Source organism: Pseudomonas sp. P4_B4 (assembly GCF_056402255.1).
Genome location: NZ_JBFUHS010000008.1, coordinates 70,531 through 86,996 on the forward strand (window position 1 = coordinate 70,531; position 16,466 = coordinate 86,996).

A 16,466-nucleotide genomic window follows, 5' to 3' on the forward strand; every position below is an offset into this window, starting at 1 on the left:
CATGGACATCAACCTCAGCGACTTCCATTTCCTGCGCCCTTTGTGGCTGTTGCTTGCGGTGTTCGGTGCACTACTGCCGTTGCTGTGGCGGCGCAACCAGGACCTGCAACGGCGCCTGCGCAGCAACATCGCCGCGCACCTGCTGCCGCATCTGCTGATCACCCCGCAAGACCGGCAACGTCTGCGTCCGGTGCATCTGGTGTCTGCGCTGCTGGTACTGGGCGCCATCGCCGCTGCCGGGCCGACCTGGGAGCAGGATCGACCGGACTTTCTGGAAAATCGTGCGCCGCTGATCATCGCCGTCGACCTGTCGCCCTCCATGGACGCCAGCGACGTTCCCCCCAGTCGTCTGGAAGCGGTCAAGCACAAGCTCCACGACTTGATCCAGCGCCGCGCCGGTTCACGCAACGCCCTGATTGCCTACGCCGGCAGCGCGCACCTGGTGTTGCCCGCCACCGACGACCCGGCGCTGCTCGATACGTTCATTCAGGCCCTGAGTACCGACCTGATCGACAAACCGGGGAAAAATGTCGGCGCGGTCATCGATCAGGCCAAGCGCCTGCTCACCGCCGAGAAAACGCCCGGCACCCTGCTGGTGATCACCGATGGCGCCGACACCTCGGCGCTGGCCGGACTGGACAAGCAACTGGCGGACAGTGCGCTGCAAGTGCTGATATTGGCGGCTGGCAGCACCGACGGTTGGATCATCCGCGATGCCAGCGGCCAGCCACGCACCGACAGCAACGGTCGCCCGCAAATGGGCAGTTTCGATCAGGACGCCCTCAAGCAGCTTGCCTCAACGCTGGATGCCCCGCTGGGCAGCCTGACCCTCAACGATGACGACCTGGACTGGATCGAACTGCACGCCGAGCAGCACTTCCAGTCAGCCAGCGACGAACAGCGCGAACTGCACTGGAAAGACGCCGGTTACTGGCTGTGCTGGCCGCTGTTGCTGATCGCCTTCTTCAGCGTACGCAGGGGCTGGAGCCTGAACTGGATGGCCGCACTACTGCTGGCGGTGGGCCTGGGMCTGGGCCTGCAACCGGCGCCGGCACAGGCCAACGCGCTGACCGATGCCTTTTTCACTCGCGACCAGCAAGGCCGCTGGGCCTTCGAGCATGAGCACTACCCTCAGGCGGCGGCGCTGTTTGTCGATCCGTACTGGAAAGGCGTTGCCGCCTACCACGCGGCCGATTTCGACTTGGCGCTGGCCAGTTTCGCGCGGCTCAATACACCGCAGGCATATTTCTACCTGGGCAACATCTATGTGCGGCGCTTCAAGTTCGATCAGGCCATCGCGGCCTATACCCAGGCGCTGAAGTTGCAGCCGCAGTTCCCGCAAGCCTCGGCCAATCTGGCCCTGGCCATTGCCTTGCAGAAAGACACCGAAAGCGCCGAGAAAAACACGCCAGAGGTCAAACCCGACGAAATCAAGATGGACAAGGCACCGGGTAAAGGCCAAAGCAAAAAGGTGCAGACCCAGCAAGCGGCCTCGGATGAGCAATGGTTACAGAACCTCACCACATCCCCGGCGAAATTCCTCAAGCATAAATTCAGCTTGCAGGATCAGGCGGGGGCCAAGCCATGAGCTACCTTCAAGACCGAGTCGCCGTCATCGCGAGCAGGCTCGCTCCCACACTGGATTTGTGTGCGCCACCGATCCCCTGTAGGAGCGGGCTTGCCCGCGAAAGGGCCAGATCAATCACCACAACACTCGGCGCCCTGCTCATCGGCCTGATCAGCCTCAACACATTCGCCGCCGACCCTCAGCTGAAAGTCCAGGCCACCCTGCAACCCACCACCCAAGTCATGGTCGGCAGCCTGGTCGAGTTGCAACTCGATGTCTTCACCGACTCCTGGTTCACCAGCGCCCCCACCCTGCCCGACCTGAAACTGCCCGGCGCATTGGTGATGCCACCGGACGGCCATGCCCAGCACATCAACCAGACCTTCGACGGCCAATCCTTCAGCGGCATGCGCTACAGCTACCTGATCACCCCGAACCTGGCCCAGGGCTTCGACATTCCGGCACTGACGGTACAAGCCACACCGGGTCAGGCCAGCCACGAACTCAGCGCCCAGAGCCAGCCTTTGCATTTCAACGCCGCGCAACCACCAGGGTTCCAGCCCGGTGAGGCGGTGCTGGTGGCCCAAGGGCTGCGGTTTACCCAGAAGACCGTCAATTCGGCCACACCGCTGAAGGTCGGCGACAGCATCACCCGGGAACTGACCTTGCAGGCCGACGGTGCCCTGGCCATGTCACTGCCGACACCGACGCTGGACGACATCAAGGGCCTGAGCCGCTACCCGAAAGCCCCGCAAATCCGCAATCTGGATGACGGGCGGGGCAACTTCAATGGCGGCCAGCGCATCGACAGCGTGACTTACCGAATCGACCAGGAAGGCCACTACACCCTGCCATCCGTCGAACTGAAATGGTGGGATGCCAGCAGCCAGCAAACCCGCACGGCCACAGTGTCTGCCGTGACCTTCGACGCGGCGGCCAACAGCGCCTACAAGCCGGTGTTTTCAATCACCGAAGACCTGAAAAAACTCGGCCAGCAGAATCGCCTGCACCTTTCCGGGCACTGGTTCGGACTATTGGCACTGGTATTGGCGGTGGTGGCACTCGGTAGGTTCAGTCGCCCGCTCGTACGCCGCGCGCACCTCAAGTGGCAAGCCCGACGCCGCGCCCGACACGCCGCCTGGCTCGAGTCCGCCGACTACGCGTGGCGGCAGATCCCGGCACAAATCGAGGGCAAACCGGCGCAACTCAGCGCCCTGTACCTGTGGACCCGACGCAGCCGCCACGGCCTGAAACTGACCGGCCTCGGCCCGCGCCTGCAAACCTTCCTGCGGGCCTGTTATGGCCGCGAACCGGACAAAGAGCAGGCCCTGCGCCAAATCGGGGAATCCTTGTCTACGCTGCATAGTCAGTCCGAGCGCAACAGAGAATCAGTCTCTTCTGCACTGCATCCGCTCAACCCCGTTCACGAGAAGGATTTCCCATGACGAGTTCGATATCGCTGAGCCATCATCGCGCATTCAGTTTCCTGCTGACCCTGGCCTTGAGCCTGCCGTTGCTGGTGCAGGCCGCCGAGCCGCTGCCTTCGTGGAACGACGGGCCGTCGAAAAAGCAGATCATCGAGTTCGTACAGACGGTCACCGATCAAAGCAGCAAGGACTTCGTCAAGCCCGAGGACCGCATTGCCGTGTTCGACAACGACGGCACTTTGTGGAGTGAGCAGCCGATGTACTTCGAGTTGCTGTTCGCCCTCGACGAAGTCAAACGCACCGCATCGCATCATCCGGAATGGAAAACCACCCAGCCGTTCCAGGCGGTGCTGGAAAACGATCACAAGGCGCTGGCCGCCACCGGCATGGAGGGCCTGCTGAAGATTTTCGCCGCGACCCACACTGGCATGACCACCGAAGCCTTCGATGACTACGCCAAGACCTGGCTGAGCCAGGCCCGCCATCCGAAAACCGGCAAGCCGTACACCGAGATGATCTTCCAGCCGATGCTGGAGATGCTCGACTACCTGCGCAGCCAGGACTTCAAGACCTACATCGTCTCCGGTGGCGACACCGGGTTCATGCGCGCCTTCGCCGAGAAGGTCTACGGCATCCCGCCTGAACAAGTGATCGGCACCACCTTCATCACCGCGTATCAGTTCAAGGACGGCAAGGCGTCGATCCTGCGCACGCCCAAACTGGCCCACAACGACGATGGCCCGGGCAAACCGGAAAGCATCGACGCGGTGATCGGTCGTCGGCCGATCCTCGCCTTCGGCAACTCCGACGGCGATCTGCAAATGCTCCAGTGGACCGCCGCCGGTCCTGGCAAACGCTTCATGGGCCTGGTGCATCACACCGACGCCAAACGTGAATGGGCATACGACCGGCAGTCACAGATCGGTCGTCTGGACAAAGCCCTGGACGAAGCAAACAAACGCGGCTGGACGGTCGTCGATATGGCGTCCGAATGGCGTCGGATCTATCCGTTCGATGCCGCCACACCTGAGCAAGTGCAATAAAAAGACGTAATGCAGGACCGCAAAAAACGTTTGTCGCAGTACGCGACGCAAGTGAGCATAAGGAGCCAGTCAGATGACTCGCATACGTAAGTGGATACCGAAACTCGCCTTTGTGGCAGCGTCGGTCATGGCGATTTCGGCAACTGCCGGGGCCGCCGAAAAACCCAACATTCTCGTGATCTTCGGCGACGATATCGGCCAGACCAACATCAGCGCCTATTCCATGGGCGTGGTCGGCTACAAGACTCCGAACATCGACCGCATCGCCAAAGAAGGCATGATGTTCACCGACTATTACGCGGAGAACAGCTGCACGGCCGGACGGTCATCGTTTATCACTGGCCAGACACCATTGCGCACCGGCTTGTCGAAAGTCGGCATCCCGGGTGCTCCGGTGGGTTTGCAAAAGCGTGACATCACCATTGCCCAGGCACTCAAGTCACAGGGCTATGCGACCGGTCAGTTCGGCAAGAACCACTTGGGCGACAAGGATGAATACCTGCCGACCAACCACGGTTTCGACGAGTTCTTCGGCAACCTGTACCACCTCAACGCTGAAGAAGAGCCTGAACGCCCGTACTGGCCCAAGGACGACGCTGCCTTCGTCAAGGCCAACACCCCGCGTGGCGTGATCCATAGCTTCGCTGACGGCAAGATCGAAGACACCGGCCCGCTGAACACCAAGCGCATGGAAACCATCGACGACGAAACCACCGCCGCCGCACAAGCGTTCATCGAGAAACAGGCCAAGGCGGACAAACCGTTCTTCGTCTGGATGAACACCACCCGCATGCACTTGTTCACCCACGTGCGCGAGTCGATGAAGGGCCAGAGCGGCATGCCCGGCAACGATTACGCCGACGGCATGATCGAGCACGACGGCGACGTCGGCAAACTGCTGAAAACCCTCGACGACCTGAAGATCACCGACAACACCATCGTCGTCTACACCACCGACAACGGCCCGAACCAGTTCTCCTGGCCGGACGCGGCGACCACGCCGTTCCGTAACGAGAAGAACTCCAACTGGGAAGGTGCCTACCGGGTTCCGGCGATGATTCGCTGGCCTGGCAAGATCAAGCCGGGTGAGGTCTCGAACGAGATGTTCTCGGGGCTTGACTGGTTCCCGACCTTGCTCGCGGCGGCAGGTGATGCCGAGGTAAAGGAAAAACTGCTCAAGGGCTGGGCTCCAACGTCTGGCGGCAGCAATTTCAAGGTTCACCTGGACGGCTACAACCAAATGCCTTACCTGACCGGCCAACAGCCTAAAGGCGAGCGCAAGGAGTTCTACTACTTCAACGACGACGGCATGCTGGTTTCCATGCGTTTCGACAACTGGAAAGCCGTGTTCTGCGAGCAGCGCGCACCGGGCGGGTTCAAGGTCTGGAGCGAACCGTTCGTTTGCCTGCGCGTACCGAAGATCTTCAACCTGCGCATGGACCCGTACGAGCGGGCCGACGTGGTTTCCGATCAGTATTACGATTGGCAAACCAAGAACGTCTACCTGGCTGCGGTTGCCGTGGGCAAATCGGCGGCATTCCTGCAAACCTTCATCGACTATCCACCTAGCCAGAAACCGGCCAGCTTCAGCATCGACCAGATCCGTGCTGCGGTAGACGCCAAAATCGCTGAAAAAATGAAAGCTGCACAGTAAGACCGCTGGACCACCGCTCGCCTTCATTGGCGAGCGGACTTATTCATGGCGAACACTGGACTCTGTGGCGAGGGGGCAAGCCCCCTCGCCACAATAGGTTTGTAAGGTTTGAAATTATCTGACTGACTCAGATCCATCAGTCATTGTTTTTACGTACCGGAACAAGGCAATCCGCAATGACCTCACGTGTCGCCAGCAAGTCGTCGGCCATACCTGCCCCTCAAGTCACCTCCCCGGCGCTGTTGATCCCCGCCCTGTTGCTGTTTGTCTCCGGCGCCGCCGCGCTGGTGTATCAGGTGCTGTGGATCAAGCAGCTGTCGTTGGTGGTGGGCGTCGAGGTCTATGCCATCACCACCGGGATCAGCGCGTTTTTCGCCGGGCTGGCCCTGGGCGGCTTGCTGTTCGGCCGCTGGGCGGACCGGATGCAGCAACCGGTTGTGCTGTACGCCGGGCTGGAAGTGCTGGTGGCGATACTCGGTGTCGGCGCGACGTTCGCCATGAGCCTGGCGGCCAGCCCCTTTGCCTGGCTGGAAGAACACGTGGGTTTGCTGGCTTGGGTACTGCCGTTCGCGCTGGTGGGCATTCCCGCGCTGTTGATGGGCGGCACCTTGCCGGTGCTGGTTCGTTCCCTGGCCACTGACCCGCAACACCTGGGCAAGGCCGGCGGGCAACTGTATGCGGCGAACACCGCCGGGGCCATTGCCGGCACCCTGCTCGCCGCGTTCGTGCTGATTGCTACCCTCGGCGTGCGCGGCAGCGCGCTGGCCGCCGCCATGCTGAACCTGCTGGCTGCCGCAGGGGCCTTGTGGCTCCAGCGCCAGCGCGTGACACCCGTCAATGCCCCGGTGAAACATCACAGTGAAAAAGCCCCCGACCGCCTGGCCCTGTGGCTGTACTCCATTGCCGGCGGTGTGGCCCTGGGCTACGAAGTGGTGTGGTCGCAATCGATCGTGCAGTTCATGAGCACCCGTACCTACGCCTTTGCCGTGGTGCTGGCCACTTACCTCACCGGGTTGTTCCTGGGCAGCATGCTGCTGGCCCGTCGGGTCGATCGCCTGCGCGATCCCTGGGGGGTGTTCGGTTTGCTGATTGCCGCAGCCGGAGTGATTGCTTTGCTGGAAGTGGCGTTGCTCGGACGCTGGCTGGTGCTTGCACAAACCCTGGCCGAATCCTGGGTATTGGCATTGGGCGGCAGTGAACTGTCGGGCATGAGCACGCGGTTTGCAGTGGCCGCCTTGAGCATCGTGTTTGTACCGACCCTGTTGCTGGGTGCGGCTTTCCCGTTGGCCCTGCGCTTGAGCGTCGGCGGTGAACAGGTGGGGCGCCATGTCGGCGAAGTCGTCGCGTTCAATACCCTTGGCGGCATCATCGGCGTGATGCTCTGCGGCTTTGTCCTGATCCCGATGCTGGGTCTGGTGCGGACTCTGGGTCTGCTGGCGATGATCGCCGCCGGTATCGCATACCTCGCCGTGCGCAAGGGCCATGGGGTGAAGAAAGGCCAGCGTCAGGCGGTGGTTGCCATTGGCCTGGTGTCGCTGGCACTCGCCGTGTTCACGCCGGTCAACAAGCTCGCCAGCCTGCTGCCGGGGGCGCGCAATGGCACGCTGACGTTCTACGAAGAAGGCCGTGGCGGGACCGTCGCCGTGGTCACCCAGGGCAAGGGCGAAAGAGCGTTCCAGCGTTTGTACATTCAGGGCGTGTCCAATACCGGCGATGCGATGCCGTCCCTGCGCTACATGCGGATCCAGGCGCTGTTGCCCCTGTTGATCCACAACGGTGAGCCGCGCTCGGCACTGGTGATCGGCTTCGGTACCGGCATCACCGCGGGCGCCCTGACCCGCTACCCCGGCCTGGAACATCGCGTGGTCGCCGAACTGCTGCCTTCGGTGATCAAGGCAGCACCTTTGTTCAAGGGCAATTTCAATGCCGCGGCCGATCCGGGCGTCGATGTGCGCTTGCGTGACGGTCGCCAGGAACTGCTGCGCAACCCGCAGCGCTACGACCTGATCACCCTCGAACCGCCGCCGCCCTCCGCTGCCGGCGTGGTCAACCTGTATTCCCGGGACTTCTACCAACTGGCCGCCAGCCGTTTGCACAAACAAGGCCTGGTCGCCCAATGGCTGCCGCTGCCGACGCAGAACATCGACGACTCGCGCTCACTGGTGCGCAGCTTCCTCGACGTGTTCCCGTACGCGACCCTGTGGACCAGCGAATTCCACGAGATGTTGCTGGTGGGCTCGATGGAGCCGATTGAATTGGATGCGGCGAAGATCAACGCACGCTTCCAGCAGGACAGCGTGCGCAGCACCTTGCAGGACGTCGGTGTCGGTTCGGCCGCGGCGTTGCTCGCCACCTGGGTGACTGACCGTGCGGGGCTTGAACGCTTCGCCGGCGATGCGCAACCGGTGACGGACGATCAGCCGAGGATCGAATACGCGCCCTGGGTTCGCTCGAAAGAGATCAGCCGTGTGTTGCCCGCCCTGCTCGACTTGCATCAGCCGCCAGCCGTGTTGAACGCCGACGCCGGGTTCATCGAGCGCATGAACACCCAGCAACAACGCCTGATGCAGTTCTATCGCGCGAGCCTGTATGCCTACGACGGAAACCGTGACGCTTGGGCCAGGGATATGCGCGAGGTGATGCGCGGGGATGCGGGGAATCCGTATTACCGGTGGTTTGTCGGGGAGTGATTGGGTGCCTGATAGATCGCCTTCGCGGGCAAGCCCGCGAAGGGGCCATCAGCTTCACAGGATCTGCCATTTGACAGACGCCGACCATCCGACAAAGCTGCATCAAGCTTCATCGCGCGCCGCAAGGCAAACGCACCTGGACCATGGAAGTCGCAATGCCGAACCATAAAAATAAAGCTGCAACCCCAAACCCTGATTCGCAACCGACCCTGATCAACCGTTATCTGTTCCCTGTCACCATCGGCATCCTGCTGCTGGCTGTGGCGGGCATCGGCTGGTTTTTGCTGGGCAGTACACCGACGCCGCTCAAGCCAGTCCCCGTCAGCGCCCCTGCCGTGCAACCGGCCAAACCGCAACCGGTCGCTGTCAAGCCGGCGAAAATGGTCGATGAGCAACAATGCCAGGGCTGCCACGGCGAGCAGGTCAAGGACTGGCAAGGCTCCCATCACCAACTGGCGATGCAGCAAGCCAACGCGGACACCCTGCTCGGCGACTTCAACAACGTCACCTTCAAGGCCGAAAAAGAGACCACGGTGTTCTCGCGCAAAGGCGACGAATTCTGGGTCAACACGCCAGGTATCGATGGCAAGAATGCCGATTTCAAGGTCGCCTACACCTTTGGCATCGCCCCTTTGCAGCAATACCTGATCGAAGTCGGCGAAGGCCGGCTACAGGCCCTCGCCGTGGCCTGGGATACCGAGAAGCACCGCTGGTTTCACCTCTATCCGGGCCAGGGTGTGACCTTCAAGAACCCGCTGCACTGGAGCAAGCCGAGCCAGAACGCCAACTTCATGTGCGTCGAATGCCACACCACCGGTTACAAGCGCAATTTCGATGCGGCGAAAAACACCTTCGACAGCCACTGGAACAGCCTCGGTGTCGGCTGCCAGGCCTGCCACGGGCCGGCGTCCAATCACCTGGAATGGACCGCGAAGAAAACCGACCTGATCCATGCCGGCTTTGCCGTCGATCTAAAGGACAAGAACGCCAGCGTCGAAATCGAAACCTGCGCCCGCTGCCACTCGCGCCGCGCCCCCTTGGACGATGGCTACACGGTCGGCAAGCGGCTGATGGACGACTACCTGCCGAGCGTCCTGACCCGCGAACTGTACGCGCTGGACGGCAAGATCAAGGACGAAGTGTTCGAACACGGCTCCTTTGCCCAAAGCAAAATGTCCGACAAGGGCGTGCGTTGCAGCAATTGCCACAACCCGCACAGCACGCAGCTAAAGGCGCCAGGTAATGGCGTGTGTCTGCAATGTCACAACACCGCCGGCAAAACCACTGTGGAAGGTGTCGACGACAAAGGCCTGCAAGCGAAGAACTACGATTCCATCGAACACACTCGCCACACCGTGGGCCAGCCGGGTTCGCAGTGCGTGGATTGCCACATGCCCGGCAAGTTCTACATGGGCAACGACTTCCGGCATGACCACAGCTTCAGCATCCCCAACCCTGAGCGGGCGAAAAAGCTGGGGACGCCTGACGCCTGCCTGACCTGCCACCAAGGCAAGGCCGGCGACAAGGTCACCGAGCAGTTCAAGCTGTGGAACACCGCCAACGCCAGCGCGGTACAAGCCCCTCGCTACGACGAGAGCCTGTGGCTGATTCGCAACGGTCAGGCCGGCGCCGCCCAGGCATTGTTCGAGCAACTGCAACGCAGCAACCTGCCAGCGATTCAACGGGCGACGCTGCTGGCCGAACTGCCGGCATACCCGAGCGAACAGGCGTTGAAACTGGCCACCAAGGACCTGAGCAACCCGGCGCCACAGGTCCGCGAGAGCGCGGTGCGGGCAGTCAGTGCGTTCCTGCCGCCAGCGGAGCGCGCGCCATTGCTCACGCCGTTGCTGAGCGACCCGGTGCGGGCCGTGCGCATCGCCGTCGCCCGGGACCTGCTCAGCGTGGCGCGCAATGGTTTGGACAGCGCCCAGGACAGCTGGAATGCCGCCATCGCCGAATATGAAGCGGTGCAAAAGAGCCTGCCCGAACGTGCCGAGGCCAACCTGAACCTGGCCATGCTCTATCAGGCCGATGGCCGCAGCGTAGAAGTCGAAGCTTTGCTGCGTACCGCCCTGCAGCGCGATCCGGACTTCTACCCGGCGCTGGTCACCCTGGTGCAATGGCTGGAGGCCAACGGTCGCCGTCAGGAAGCCCATGCCCTGCTGGCGCAAAGCCTCAAGGACCACCCCGACTCAGGTCTGCTGCAACACACCCAGGGCCTGGCGCTGATTCGTGCGGGCCAGGCCGCTCAAGCCATGCCGTACCTGCGCAAGGCCGCGCAACTGGAACCGCAGAGCGGACAGTTCGGTTACGTGCTGGCGGTGGCCCTGCATGACAGCGGCAAGATTGACCAGGCGTGCGCAGAACTGGAACGGCTGTTGAAAGAACAACCGGCCAACCGCAATGCACGGCTGTCGCTGATCCAGTACTACCTGGACAACGGCCAGGAACCCAAGGCGCAAGTGCTGTTGCAGGGCTGGAAGAAAATGAACATGGGGGATCCGGCGTTGAAGTGACGGGAGATTCTTGTAGGAGCGAGCTTGCTCGCGATGGCGTTACAGGCGACGCGTTTATCCAAAAAAATCGCGTTTTCGTTGACGTCCATCGTCGGAGCGCCGCCCGGAGCAAGCTCGCTCCTACAGGGACCGAATTCAGCGGCGCCTGAACAACGGCCGCGGCTCAATCACCGAACGCCCGTACAACACGCTCATCCCCGCCAATCCCTTCAATGCATCTTCTGCGGATTTGTCTTCACGTACGGCAAAGCTGTCGAAACCGCATTGGCGCATGTGGCTGAGTTGATCGCGCAAGACATCGCCGATGGCGCGCAACTCGCCGGCCCAGCCCAATCGCGTGCGCAGCAGATACGCCTGACTGTACCCGCGGCCATCGCGAAAGCTCGGAAAATCCAGGGCGATCAAGGGCAGTTGAGCAAACCATGGCTGAAGGCTTTCCACTTCATCGTCCGGCCCCAGCCACACGCCGCTTTGCGACGGGTTTTCCAGCCAACGGCTCAGCGGCAGAATCGCGGCACCCACGGGCAGCGGTGCTTGCGGGTCGCGCACGAGCTTCCACGGATCATCCGCGACAATCCGCGCCATGCCCTCTTCCAGCCGCAACAGATTGTTCATGCCGACACCTCCAGCACTTTCGCATATACCGCCTCCTTGAACGGCTCTAGCCCGATCCGTTGGAAGGCGTCGACGAACAGTTCTTCGCTCTCGCGATAACGCACGAAGGTGTCGATGATGCGCTCGATCACCTCGGGCACTTCGGCGGCGCTGAAGGACGGGCCAATGACCTTGCCCAACGCGCTGTGCTTGCCCTGGGCTCCGCCGAGGGTGATCTGGTACCACTCGGCGCCGTTCTTATCGACCCCCAGAATGCCGATGTTGCCGATGTGATGGTGACCGCAGGCATTCATGCAGCCAGAGATATTGAGGCTGATGTCGCCCAGGTCGTGCAGGTAGTCGAGGTCTTCGAAGCGTGCGGCAATAGCCTTGGCGATGGGGATCGACTTGGCGTTGGCCAGCGCGCAGAAGTCGCCACCGGGGCAGGCGATGATGTCGGTGAGCAATCCGGCGTTGGCACTGCCCAGATTGTGTCCGCAGGCCAGGCGCCACAGGGTGAATAGATCGGCCTTGGACACGTCAGGAAGGACGATATTCTGCTCATGGGCAATGCGGATTTCACCGAAGCCGAAGCGTTCGGACCACTCGGCCACCGCCTCCATCTGTCCGGTAGTGACATCGCCCGGTGGCGCAGCGCTGCCGGGCTTGGTCGACAACACCACGCTGGCATAGCCCGATATTTTGTGCGGCTGCACATTACGCTGCACCCAACGAGCGAACGCCGGGTTTTCGGCCAGGTGCGTGCCGAAATCGAGATGGGTGTCGGACAGATCACGATATGGCGGTGCGACGAACGCACTGGCCACACGCTCGAACTCGTCAAGGGTCAGTTGCGCCGGGCCGTCCTTGAGGTACTGCCACTCTTGCTCCACTTCCCGGGCGAAGGCCTCGATACCCAAGGCTTTGACCAGAATCTTGATTCGCGCCTTGTACTTGTTGTCCCGCCGGCCATGGCGGTTATACACCCGCAGCACCGCCTCTACGTAAGACAGCAGGTGCTGCCACGGCAAGCCTTCGCGGATCTGCAAGCCGAGGATCGGCGTGCGCCCCAGACCGCCGCCCACCATGACTCGCAGGAGCATGTGTCCTTCGAAACCTGGGTAAAGATAAAGGCCGATGTCATGCATCATGATCGCCGCGCGGTCCTGCTCGGCCGAGCAGATGGCGATCTTGAACTTGCGCGGCAGAAACAGGAATTCCGGGTTGATGGTCGACCACTGCCGCAGAATTTCCGCCAACGGTCGCGGGTCAATCATTTCGTCGGCCGCAACCCCGGCAAAGGCTTCGGTGGTGATGTTGCGCACGCAGTTGCCGGAGGTCTGGATCGCATGCATTTCCACCTCGGCCAGGCGTTCGAGGATGTCCGGCACCTGAGCCAGTTCGATCCAGTTGAACTGCATGTTCTGCCGGGTGGTGAAATGACCGTAGCCGCGATCATAATCCCGGGCGATGCTCGCCAACGTACGCATCTGCCGTGCACTCAGCGTGCCGTAGGGAATCGCCACCCGCAGCATGTAGGCGTGCTTTTGCATGTACAGGCCGTTCTGCAGGCGCAACGGCAGGAACTCTTCTTCGTTCAGCTCACCGGCCATGAAGCGCTCGACCTGATCGCGAAACTGCGCAACCCGTTCGAGCACCAGTGCCCGATCGTAATCATCGTATTGATACATAGCTACCTCATCAGGATTGCGGGGCATCGGGCTCTGTGGCTCGTTCATAAGAGCGACTATGCGCCAGCGGTGCAGCGTGTTACAGATTCACCTGAATCGTTAAAAACCGTATCAGAGCGTTTAAGATCGCCGCAGCAGCGCAACTTATCTGATCCGCACAAATGAAATATTCCTGAGCCTGTTTTGTTTTCGCCACGGTTTTTACAGTGCACGTCATTGCAACCGTGGAAGCATCGATCATGAGCACGACAACTATCGGACAGGCCTATAACTACAAGGTCGTCCGCCAATTCATCGTGGCGACCGTGATCTGGGGTGTCGTGGGGATGGCGATGGGCGTGTGGATCGCCTCGCAACTGGTGTGGCCGCAGATGAACCTGGACCTGCCGTGGACCACCTTCGGCCGCTTGCGCCCGCTGCACACCAGCCTGGTGATTTTCGGTTTCGCCGGCAGCGCGCAATTCGCCGCCAGCTATTACGCGGTGCAGCGTACCTGCCAGGTGCGGCTGTTCTCGGACACACTCGCCGGCTTCACGTTCTGGGGCTGGCAGTCGGTGATTGTGGTGATGCTGATCACCCTGCCGCTGGGCTACACCACCACCAAGGAATACGCCGAAATCGAATTCACCGGCGCGGTGTGGATGACCGTGGTCTGGGTTGCATACGCCGTGGTGTTCTTTACTACCGTAGTGCAACGCAAGACCAGACACATCTACGTCGGCAACTGGTTCTTCGGTGCATTCATCGTGGTCATCGCCATGCTGCACGTGGTCAATCACCTGTCGATTCCAGTCGGCTGGTTCAAGTCCTATCCGCTGTACTCCGGGGCCACCGACGCCATGGTGCAATGGTGGTACGGGCACAACGCCGTGGGCTTTTTCCTGACCACCGGTTTCCTGGGGATGATGTATTACTTCGTGCCGAAACAGGTGGGCCGGCCGGTGTATTCCTATCGCCTGTCAATTGTGCACTTCTGGGCGCTGATCACCCTGTACATCTGGGCCGGCCCGCACCACTTGCACTACACCGCGCTGCCGGACTGGGCGCAGTCGCTGGGCATGGCCATGTCGCTGATCCTGCTGGCGCCGAGTTGGGGCGGGATGATCAACGGTATGATGACCCTGTCCGGTGCCTGGCATAAGTTGCGCACCGACCCGATCCTGCGTTTCCTGGTGCTGTCCCTGGCCTTCTACGGCATGTCGACCTTCGAAGGGCCGATGATGGCGATCAAGACCGTCAACGCTCTCTCCCACTATACCGACTGGACCATCGGCCACGTGCACGCCGGGGCGCTGGGCTGGGTGGCGATGATTACCTTCGGTGCGACCTATCACATGGTGCCGAAGGTATTCGGACGCGATCAGATGCACAGCACGCCGCTGATCAACCTGCACTTTTGGCTGGCAACCATCGGCACCGTGCTGTACATCGCCTCGATGTGGGTCAACGGCATCACCCAGGGCCTGATGTGGCGCGCGATCAACGATGACGGCACGCTGACCTACTCCTTCGTCGAAGCCTTGCAGGCCAGCCATCCGGGATTCGTCGTGCGCTTTGCCGGCGGGGTGTTCTTCCTCAGTGGCATGCTGCTGATGGCCTACAACGTGTGGCGCACGGTGCGGGTAACGGACGTGGCGATGGCCGAACGCGAGGCGCGGTTAGCCTGATGATTGAAGTCATATTGAACATTCTGGGTGTGGCATTTTTGTGGTTCGCCATCGAGTATTGTCTGCGCCACCAGACCGCCGAGAGCCTGGACGATGCGAGCCTGATCCCGTTTGCGGATGACCCGGAAGTGGCGCGGCGGGTGGAATTGGCGACCGGGAAAACCGTTAGAACACTGCCGCCGGAAGAGGCGAAACCGGATTGGGGAACCCTGGATATTTGATGTAGCACCGATTTCTGTGGGAGCAAGCTCGCTTCCACAGGGTTGTATGTCGAGATTTCAGGTACGCTCCCGGGGAATCAGGCTTTGCAGTTGTTGCGCCAGGAAGTTTGCATCGAACTCAAAAGTGTCCGGGTCTTTCAAGCCATTGGTCTTGCGCCACTGCCAGCCAGTGGATGGCGGCAGGCACACCAGTGACACGCTGCCATAACGTGCTGCTGTAAAGCCCATCACCGCCACGGAAATCTGCCCGCCGACACCCATCACCTCCGGCACGAATTCCACCGGTTTGCCAGCGATCAGGATGCTCAGCTTTTCGGTCTTGAATGCAGAGGTCTCCACCGGAACACTCGGCCCCGACGCGACATACACTTCGCGGTTCACTTCAAGCAGGTTAGGTGCCTTGACCGGTTCCAGCCACTGCTGGATCTGCTCGAACAGCGCACCAATGCGCTTCGCCCACTCGGCCGATTGCGACTCGAACACTTGCTTTTTGTGCGCTTCGCTTTCGGCGTAGTGGCGAAGCATTTCGCCCAGTTGCTGTACATCGTCCATAGCGGTGTTCCCTGAATAGACCGGTGTTGCGGACCTGGAGCATGGCAGATGCCCGCACGCTGCGTACGACTAAAACCTGACGACAGTTTGCACCGTCGCGTAATCGCGGGCACTGTAGGTGCGCACTTCACCTGACAAACGGAGCACGATATGCGCACCATCGGCCTGATCGGCGGCATGAGCTGGGAGTCCAGCGCCGAGTATTACCGCCTGATCAACCAGCAGGTACGCGAGCGCCTCGGGCCGTTGCGTTCGGCGAAATTGCTCATGTACAGCGTCGACTTCGGCCCTGTCGAACAGGCCCAGCACGCCGGTCGCTGGGACGATGCGGCACTGATCCTGGTGGATGCCGCGCAGCGCTTGCAGGCGGGCGGAGCCGATTGCGTGGTGTTGTGCACCAACACCATGCACAAGGTCGCCGGGCAGATTCAGGCGGCCATCGACATTCCCTTCCTGCACATCGCCGATCCGGCCGCTCAGGCCGCGGTCGAGGCCGGTGCATTGAAGGTGGGCTTGCTGGGCACCGCGTTCACCATGGAACAGGACTTCCTCAAGGAACGCCTCGCCGCCCGGGGCTTGACCGTGCTGGTACCGGAGACCGAGGAGCGTCAGGCCGTGCACCGGATCATCTACGACGAGTTGTGCGTCGGCGTCATCAGCGAAGCCTCTCGCCGGGTGTATCAGCAGGTCATCGCATCACTGGCACAGCGCGGCGCCCAGGCGATCATCCTTGGTTGCACGGAAATTGGCTTGCTGATCAAACCCGAACACAGTGCCCTGCCCTTGCTCGACACCACCGAGCTGCATGCGCAAGCTGCGGTGGCGTTCGCCCTGGGCGACTGAC

General features: G+C 61.5%; 12 protein-coding genes. 9 read left to right on the forward strand and 3 right to left on the reverse strand.

Annotated features, from left to right (window positions below; all coding sequences use genetic code 11):
- Nucleotide 1: 1 nt before the first annotated feature.
- From AC1DVE_RS11770 to AC1DVE_RS11795, 6 genes are all read left to right on the forward strand, one after another.
- Complete coding sequence (locus AC1DVE_RS11770; protein WP_223461036.1) at nucleotides 2-1,588, forward strand: VWA domain-containing protein; 1,587 nt, start codon at nucleotides 2-4, stop codon at nucleotides 1,586-1,588.
- Nucleotides 1,585-3,012, forward strand: a complete 1,428-nt coding sequence (locus AC1DVE_RS11775; RefSeq protein ID WP_477783942.1) for a BatD family protein — start codon at nucleotides 1,585-1,587, stop codon at nucleotides 3,010-3,012. Before AC1DVE_RS11770 ends, AC1DVE_RS11775 begins: the two co-directional genes overlap by 4 nt.
- Nucleotides 3,009-4,037, forward strand: a complete 1,029-nt coding sequence (locus tag AC1DVE_RS11780) for an HAD family hydrolase (protein ID WP_223461032.1) — start codon at nucleotides 3,009-3,011, stop codon at nucleotides 4,035-4,037. The genes AC1DVE_RS11775 and AC1DVE_RS11780 overlap by 4 nt, the downstream gene beginning before the upstream one ends.
- Nucleotides 4,038-4,110: 73 nt before the next feature.
- Nucleotides 4,111-5,691: an arylsulfatase gene (locus AC1DVE_RS11785; protein WP_223532057.1), complete on the forward strand. Its 1,581-nt coding sequence runs from the start codon at nucleotides 4,111-4,113 to the stop codon at nucleotides 5,689-5,691.
- 176 nt (nucleotides 5,692-5,867) lie between these two features.
- Nucleotides 5,868-8,381, forward strand: a complete 2,514-nt coding sequence (locus AC1DVE_RS11790) for a fused MFS/spermidine synthase (protein ID WP_223461028.1) — start codon at nucleotides 5,868-5,870, stop codon at nucleotides 8,379-8,381.
- 155 nt (nucleotides 8,382-8,536) lie between these two features.
- On the forward strand, nucleotides 8,537-10,897 hold the full coding sequence (locus tag AC1DVE_RS11795; protein WP_223461026.1) for a tetratricopeptide repeat protein: 2,361 nt from the start codon (nucleotides 8,537-8,539) through the stop codon (nucleotides 10,895-10,897).
- A gap of 135 nt (nucleotides 10,898-11,032) precedes the next feature.
- Here AC1DVE_RS11795 and AC1DVE_RS11800 read toward each other — a convergent pair whose 3' ends face one another.
- Both AC1DVE_RS11800 and AC1DVE_RS11805 read right to left on the reverse strand, forming a co-directional pair.
- Nucleotides 11,033-11,512 (reverse strand): DUF934 domain-containing protein, encoded by a 480-nt coding sequence (locus tag AC1DVE_RS11800; RefSeq protein WP_223461024.1) that lies wholly within the window; start codon nucleotides 11,510-11,512, stop codon nucleotides 11,033-11,035.
- A complete protein-coding gene (locus AC1DVE_RS11805) occupies nucleotides 11,509-13,182 on the reverse strand; it encodes a nitrite/sulfite reductase (RefSeq protein WP_223461022.1) in 1,674 nt (557 codons plus the stop codon). Before AC1DVE_RS11805 ends, AC1DVE_RS11800 begins: the two co-directional genes overlap by 4 nt.
- A 239-nt stretch (nucleotides 13,183-13,421) precedes the next feature.
- Between AC1DVE_RS11805 and ccoN the strand changes: the two genes are divergently transcribed.
- On the forward strand, nucleotides 13,422-14,849 hold the full coding sequence (gene ccoN / locus AC1DVE_RS11810) for a cytochrome-c oxidase, cbb3-type subunit I (RefSeq protein WP_477783943.1): 1,428 nt from the start codon (nucleotides 13,422-13,424) through the stop codon (nucleotides 14,847-14,849).
- Nucleotides 14,849-15,070 carry a cbb3-type cytochrome c oxidase subunit 3 gene (locus AC1DVE_RS11815; RefSeq protein ID WP_223448729.1) on the forward strand — a complete coding sequence of 74 codons (222 nt, stop codon included), beginning with the start codon at nucleotides 14,849-14,851 and terminating at the stop codon, nucleotides 15,068-15,070. The genes ccoN and AC1DVE_RS11815 overlap by 1 nt, the downstream gene beginning before the upstream one ends.
- Before the next feature lie 57 nt (nucleotides 15,071-15,127).
- Here the strand turns inward: AC1DVE_RS11815 and AC1DVE_RS11820 are convergent, their stop codons facing one another.
- Nucleotides 15,128-15,622 carry a hypothetical protein gene (locus tag AC1DVE_RS11820; protein ID WP_223461018.1) on the reverse strand — a complete coding sequence of 165 codons (495 nt, stop codon included), beginning with the start codon at nucleotides 15,620-15,622 and terminating at the stop codon, nucleotides 15,128-15,130.
- A 150-nt stretch (nucleotides 15,623-15,772) separates the two neighbouring features.
- On the opposite strand from AC1DVE_RS11820, the gene AC1DVE_RS11825 reads away from it, so the two are divergent.
- The gene (locus tag AC1DVE_RS11825; RefSeq protein WP_223461016.1) at nucleotides 15,773-16,465 is read left to right on the forward strand and encodes an aspartate/glutamate racemase family protein; all 693 of its coding nucleotides are present in this window, start codon (nucleotides 15,773-15,775) and stop codon (nucleotides 16,463-16,465) included.
- The last annotated feature ends 1 nt before the right edge of the window (nucleotide 16,466 follow it).

Bases quoted from the DNA above. Each gene is read 5' to 3' on its own strand.
- AC1DVE_RS11775 (WP_477783942.1), top strand. From the start codon at position 1,585: ATGAGCTACCTTCAAGACCGAGTCGCCGTCATCGCGAGCAGGCTCGCT.
- AC1DVE_RS11780 (WP_223461032.1), top strand. From the start codon at position 3,009: ATGACGAGTTCGATATCGCTGAGCCATCATCGCGCATTCAGTTTCCTG.
- AC1DVE_RS11785 (WP_223532057.1), top strand. From the start codon at position 4,111: ATGACTCGCATACGTAAGTGGATACCGAAACTCGCCTTTGTGGCAGCG.
- AC1DVE_RS11790 (WP_223461028.1), top strand. From the start codon at position 5,868: ATGACCTCACGTGTCGCCAGCAAGTCGTCGGCCATACCTGCCCCTCAA.
- AC1DVE_RS11795 (WP_223461026.1), top strand. From the start codon at position 8,537: ATGCCGAACCATAAAAATAAAGCTGCAACCCCAAACCCTGATTCGCAA.
- AC1DVE_RS11800 (WP_223461024.1), bottom strand. From the start codon at position 11,512: ATGAACAATCTGTTGCGGCTGGAAGAGGGCATGGCGCGGATTGTCGCG.
- AC1DVE_RS11805 (WP_223461022.1), bottom strand. From the start codon at position 13,182: ATGTATCAATACGATGATTACGATCGGGCACTGGTGCTCGAACGGGTT.
- ccoN (WP_477783943.1), top strand. From the start codon at position 13,422: ATGAGCACGACAACTATCGGACAGGCCTATAACTACAAGGTCGTCCGC.
- AC1DVE_RS11815 (WP_223448729.1), top strand. From the start codon at position 14,849: ATGATTGAAGTCATATTGAACATTCTGGGTGTGGCATTTTTGTGGTTC.
- AC1DVE_RS11820 (WP_223461018.1), bottom strand. From the start codon at position 15,622: ATGGACGATGTACAGCAACTGGGCGAAATGCTTCGCCACTACGCCGAA.
- AC1DVE_RS11825 (WP_223461016.1), top strand. From the start codon at position 15,773: ATGCGCACCATCGGCCTGATCGGCGGCATGAGCTGGGAGTCCAGCGCC.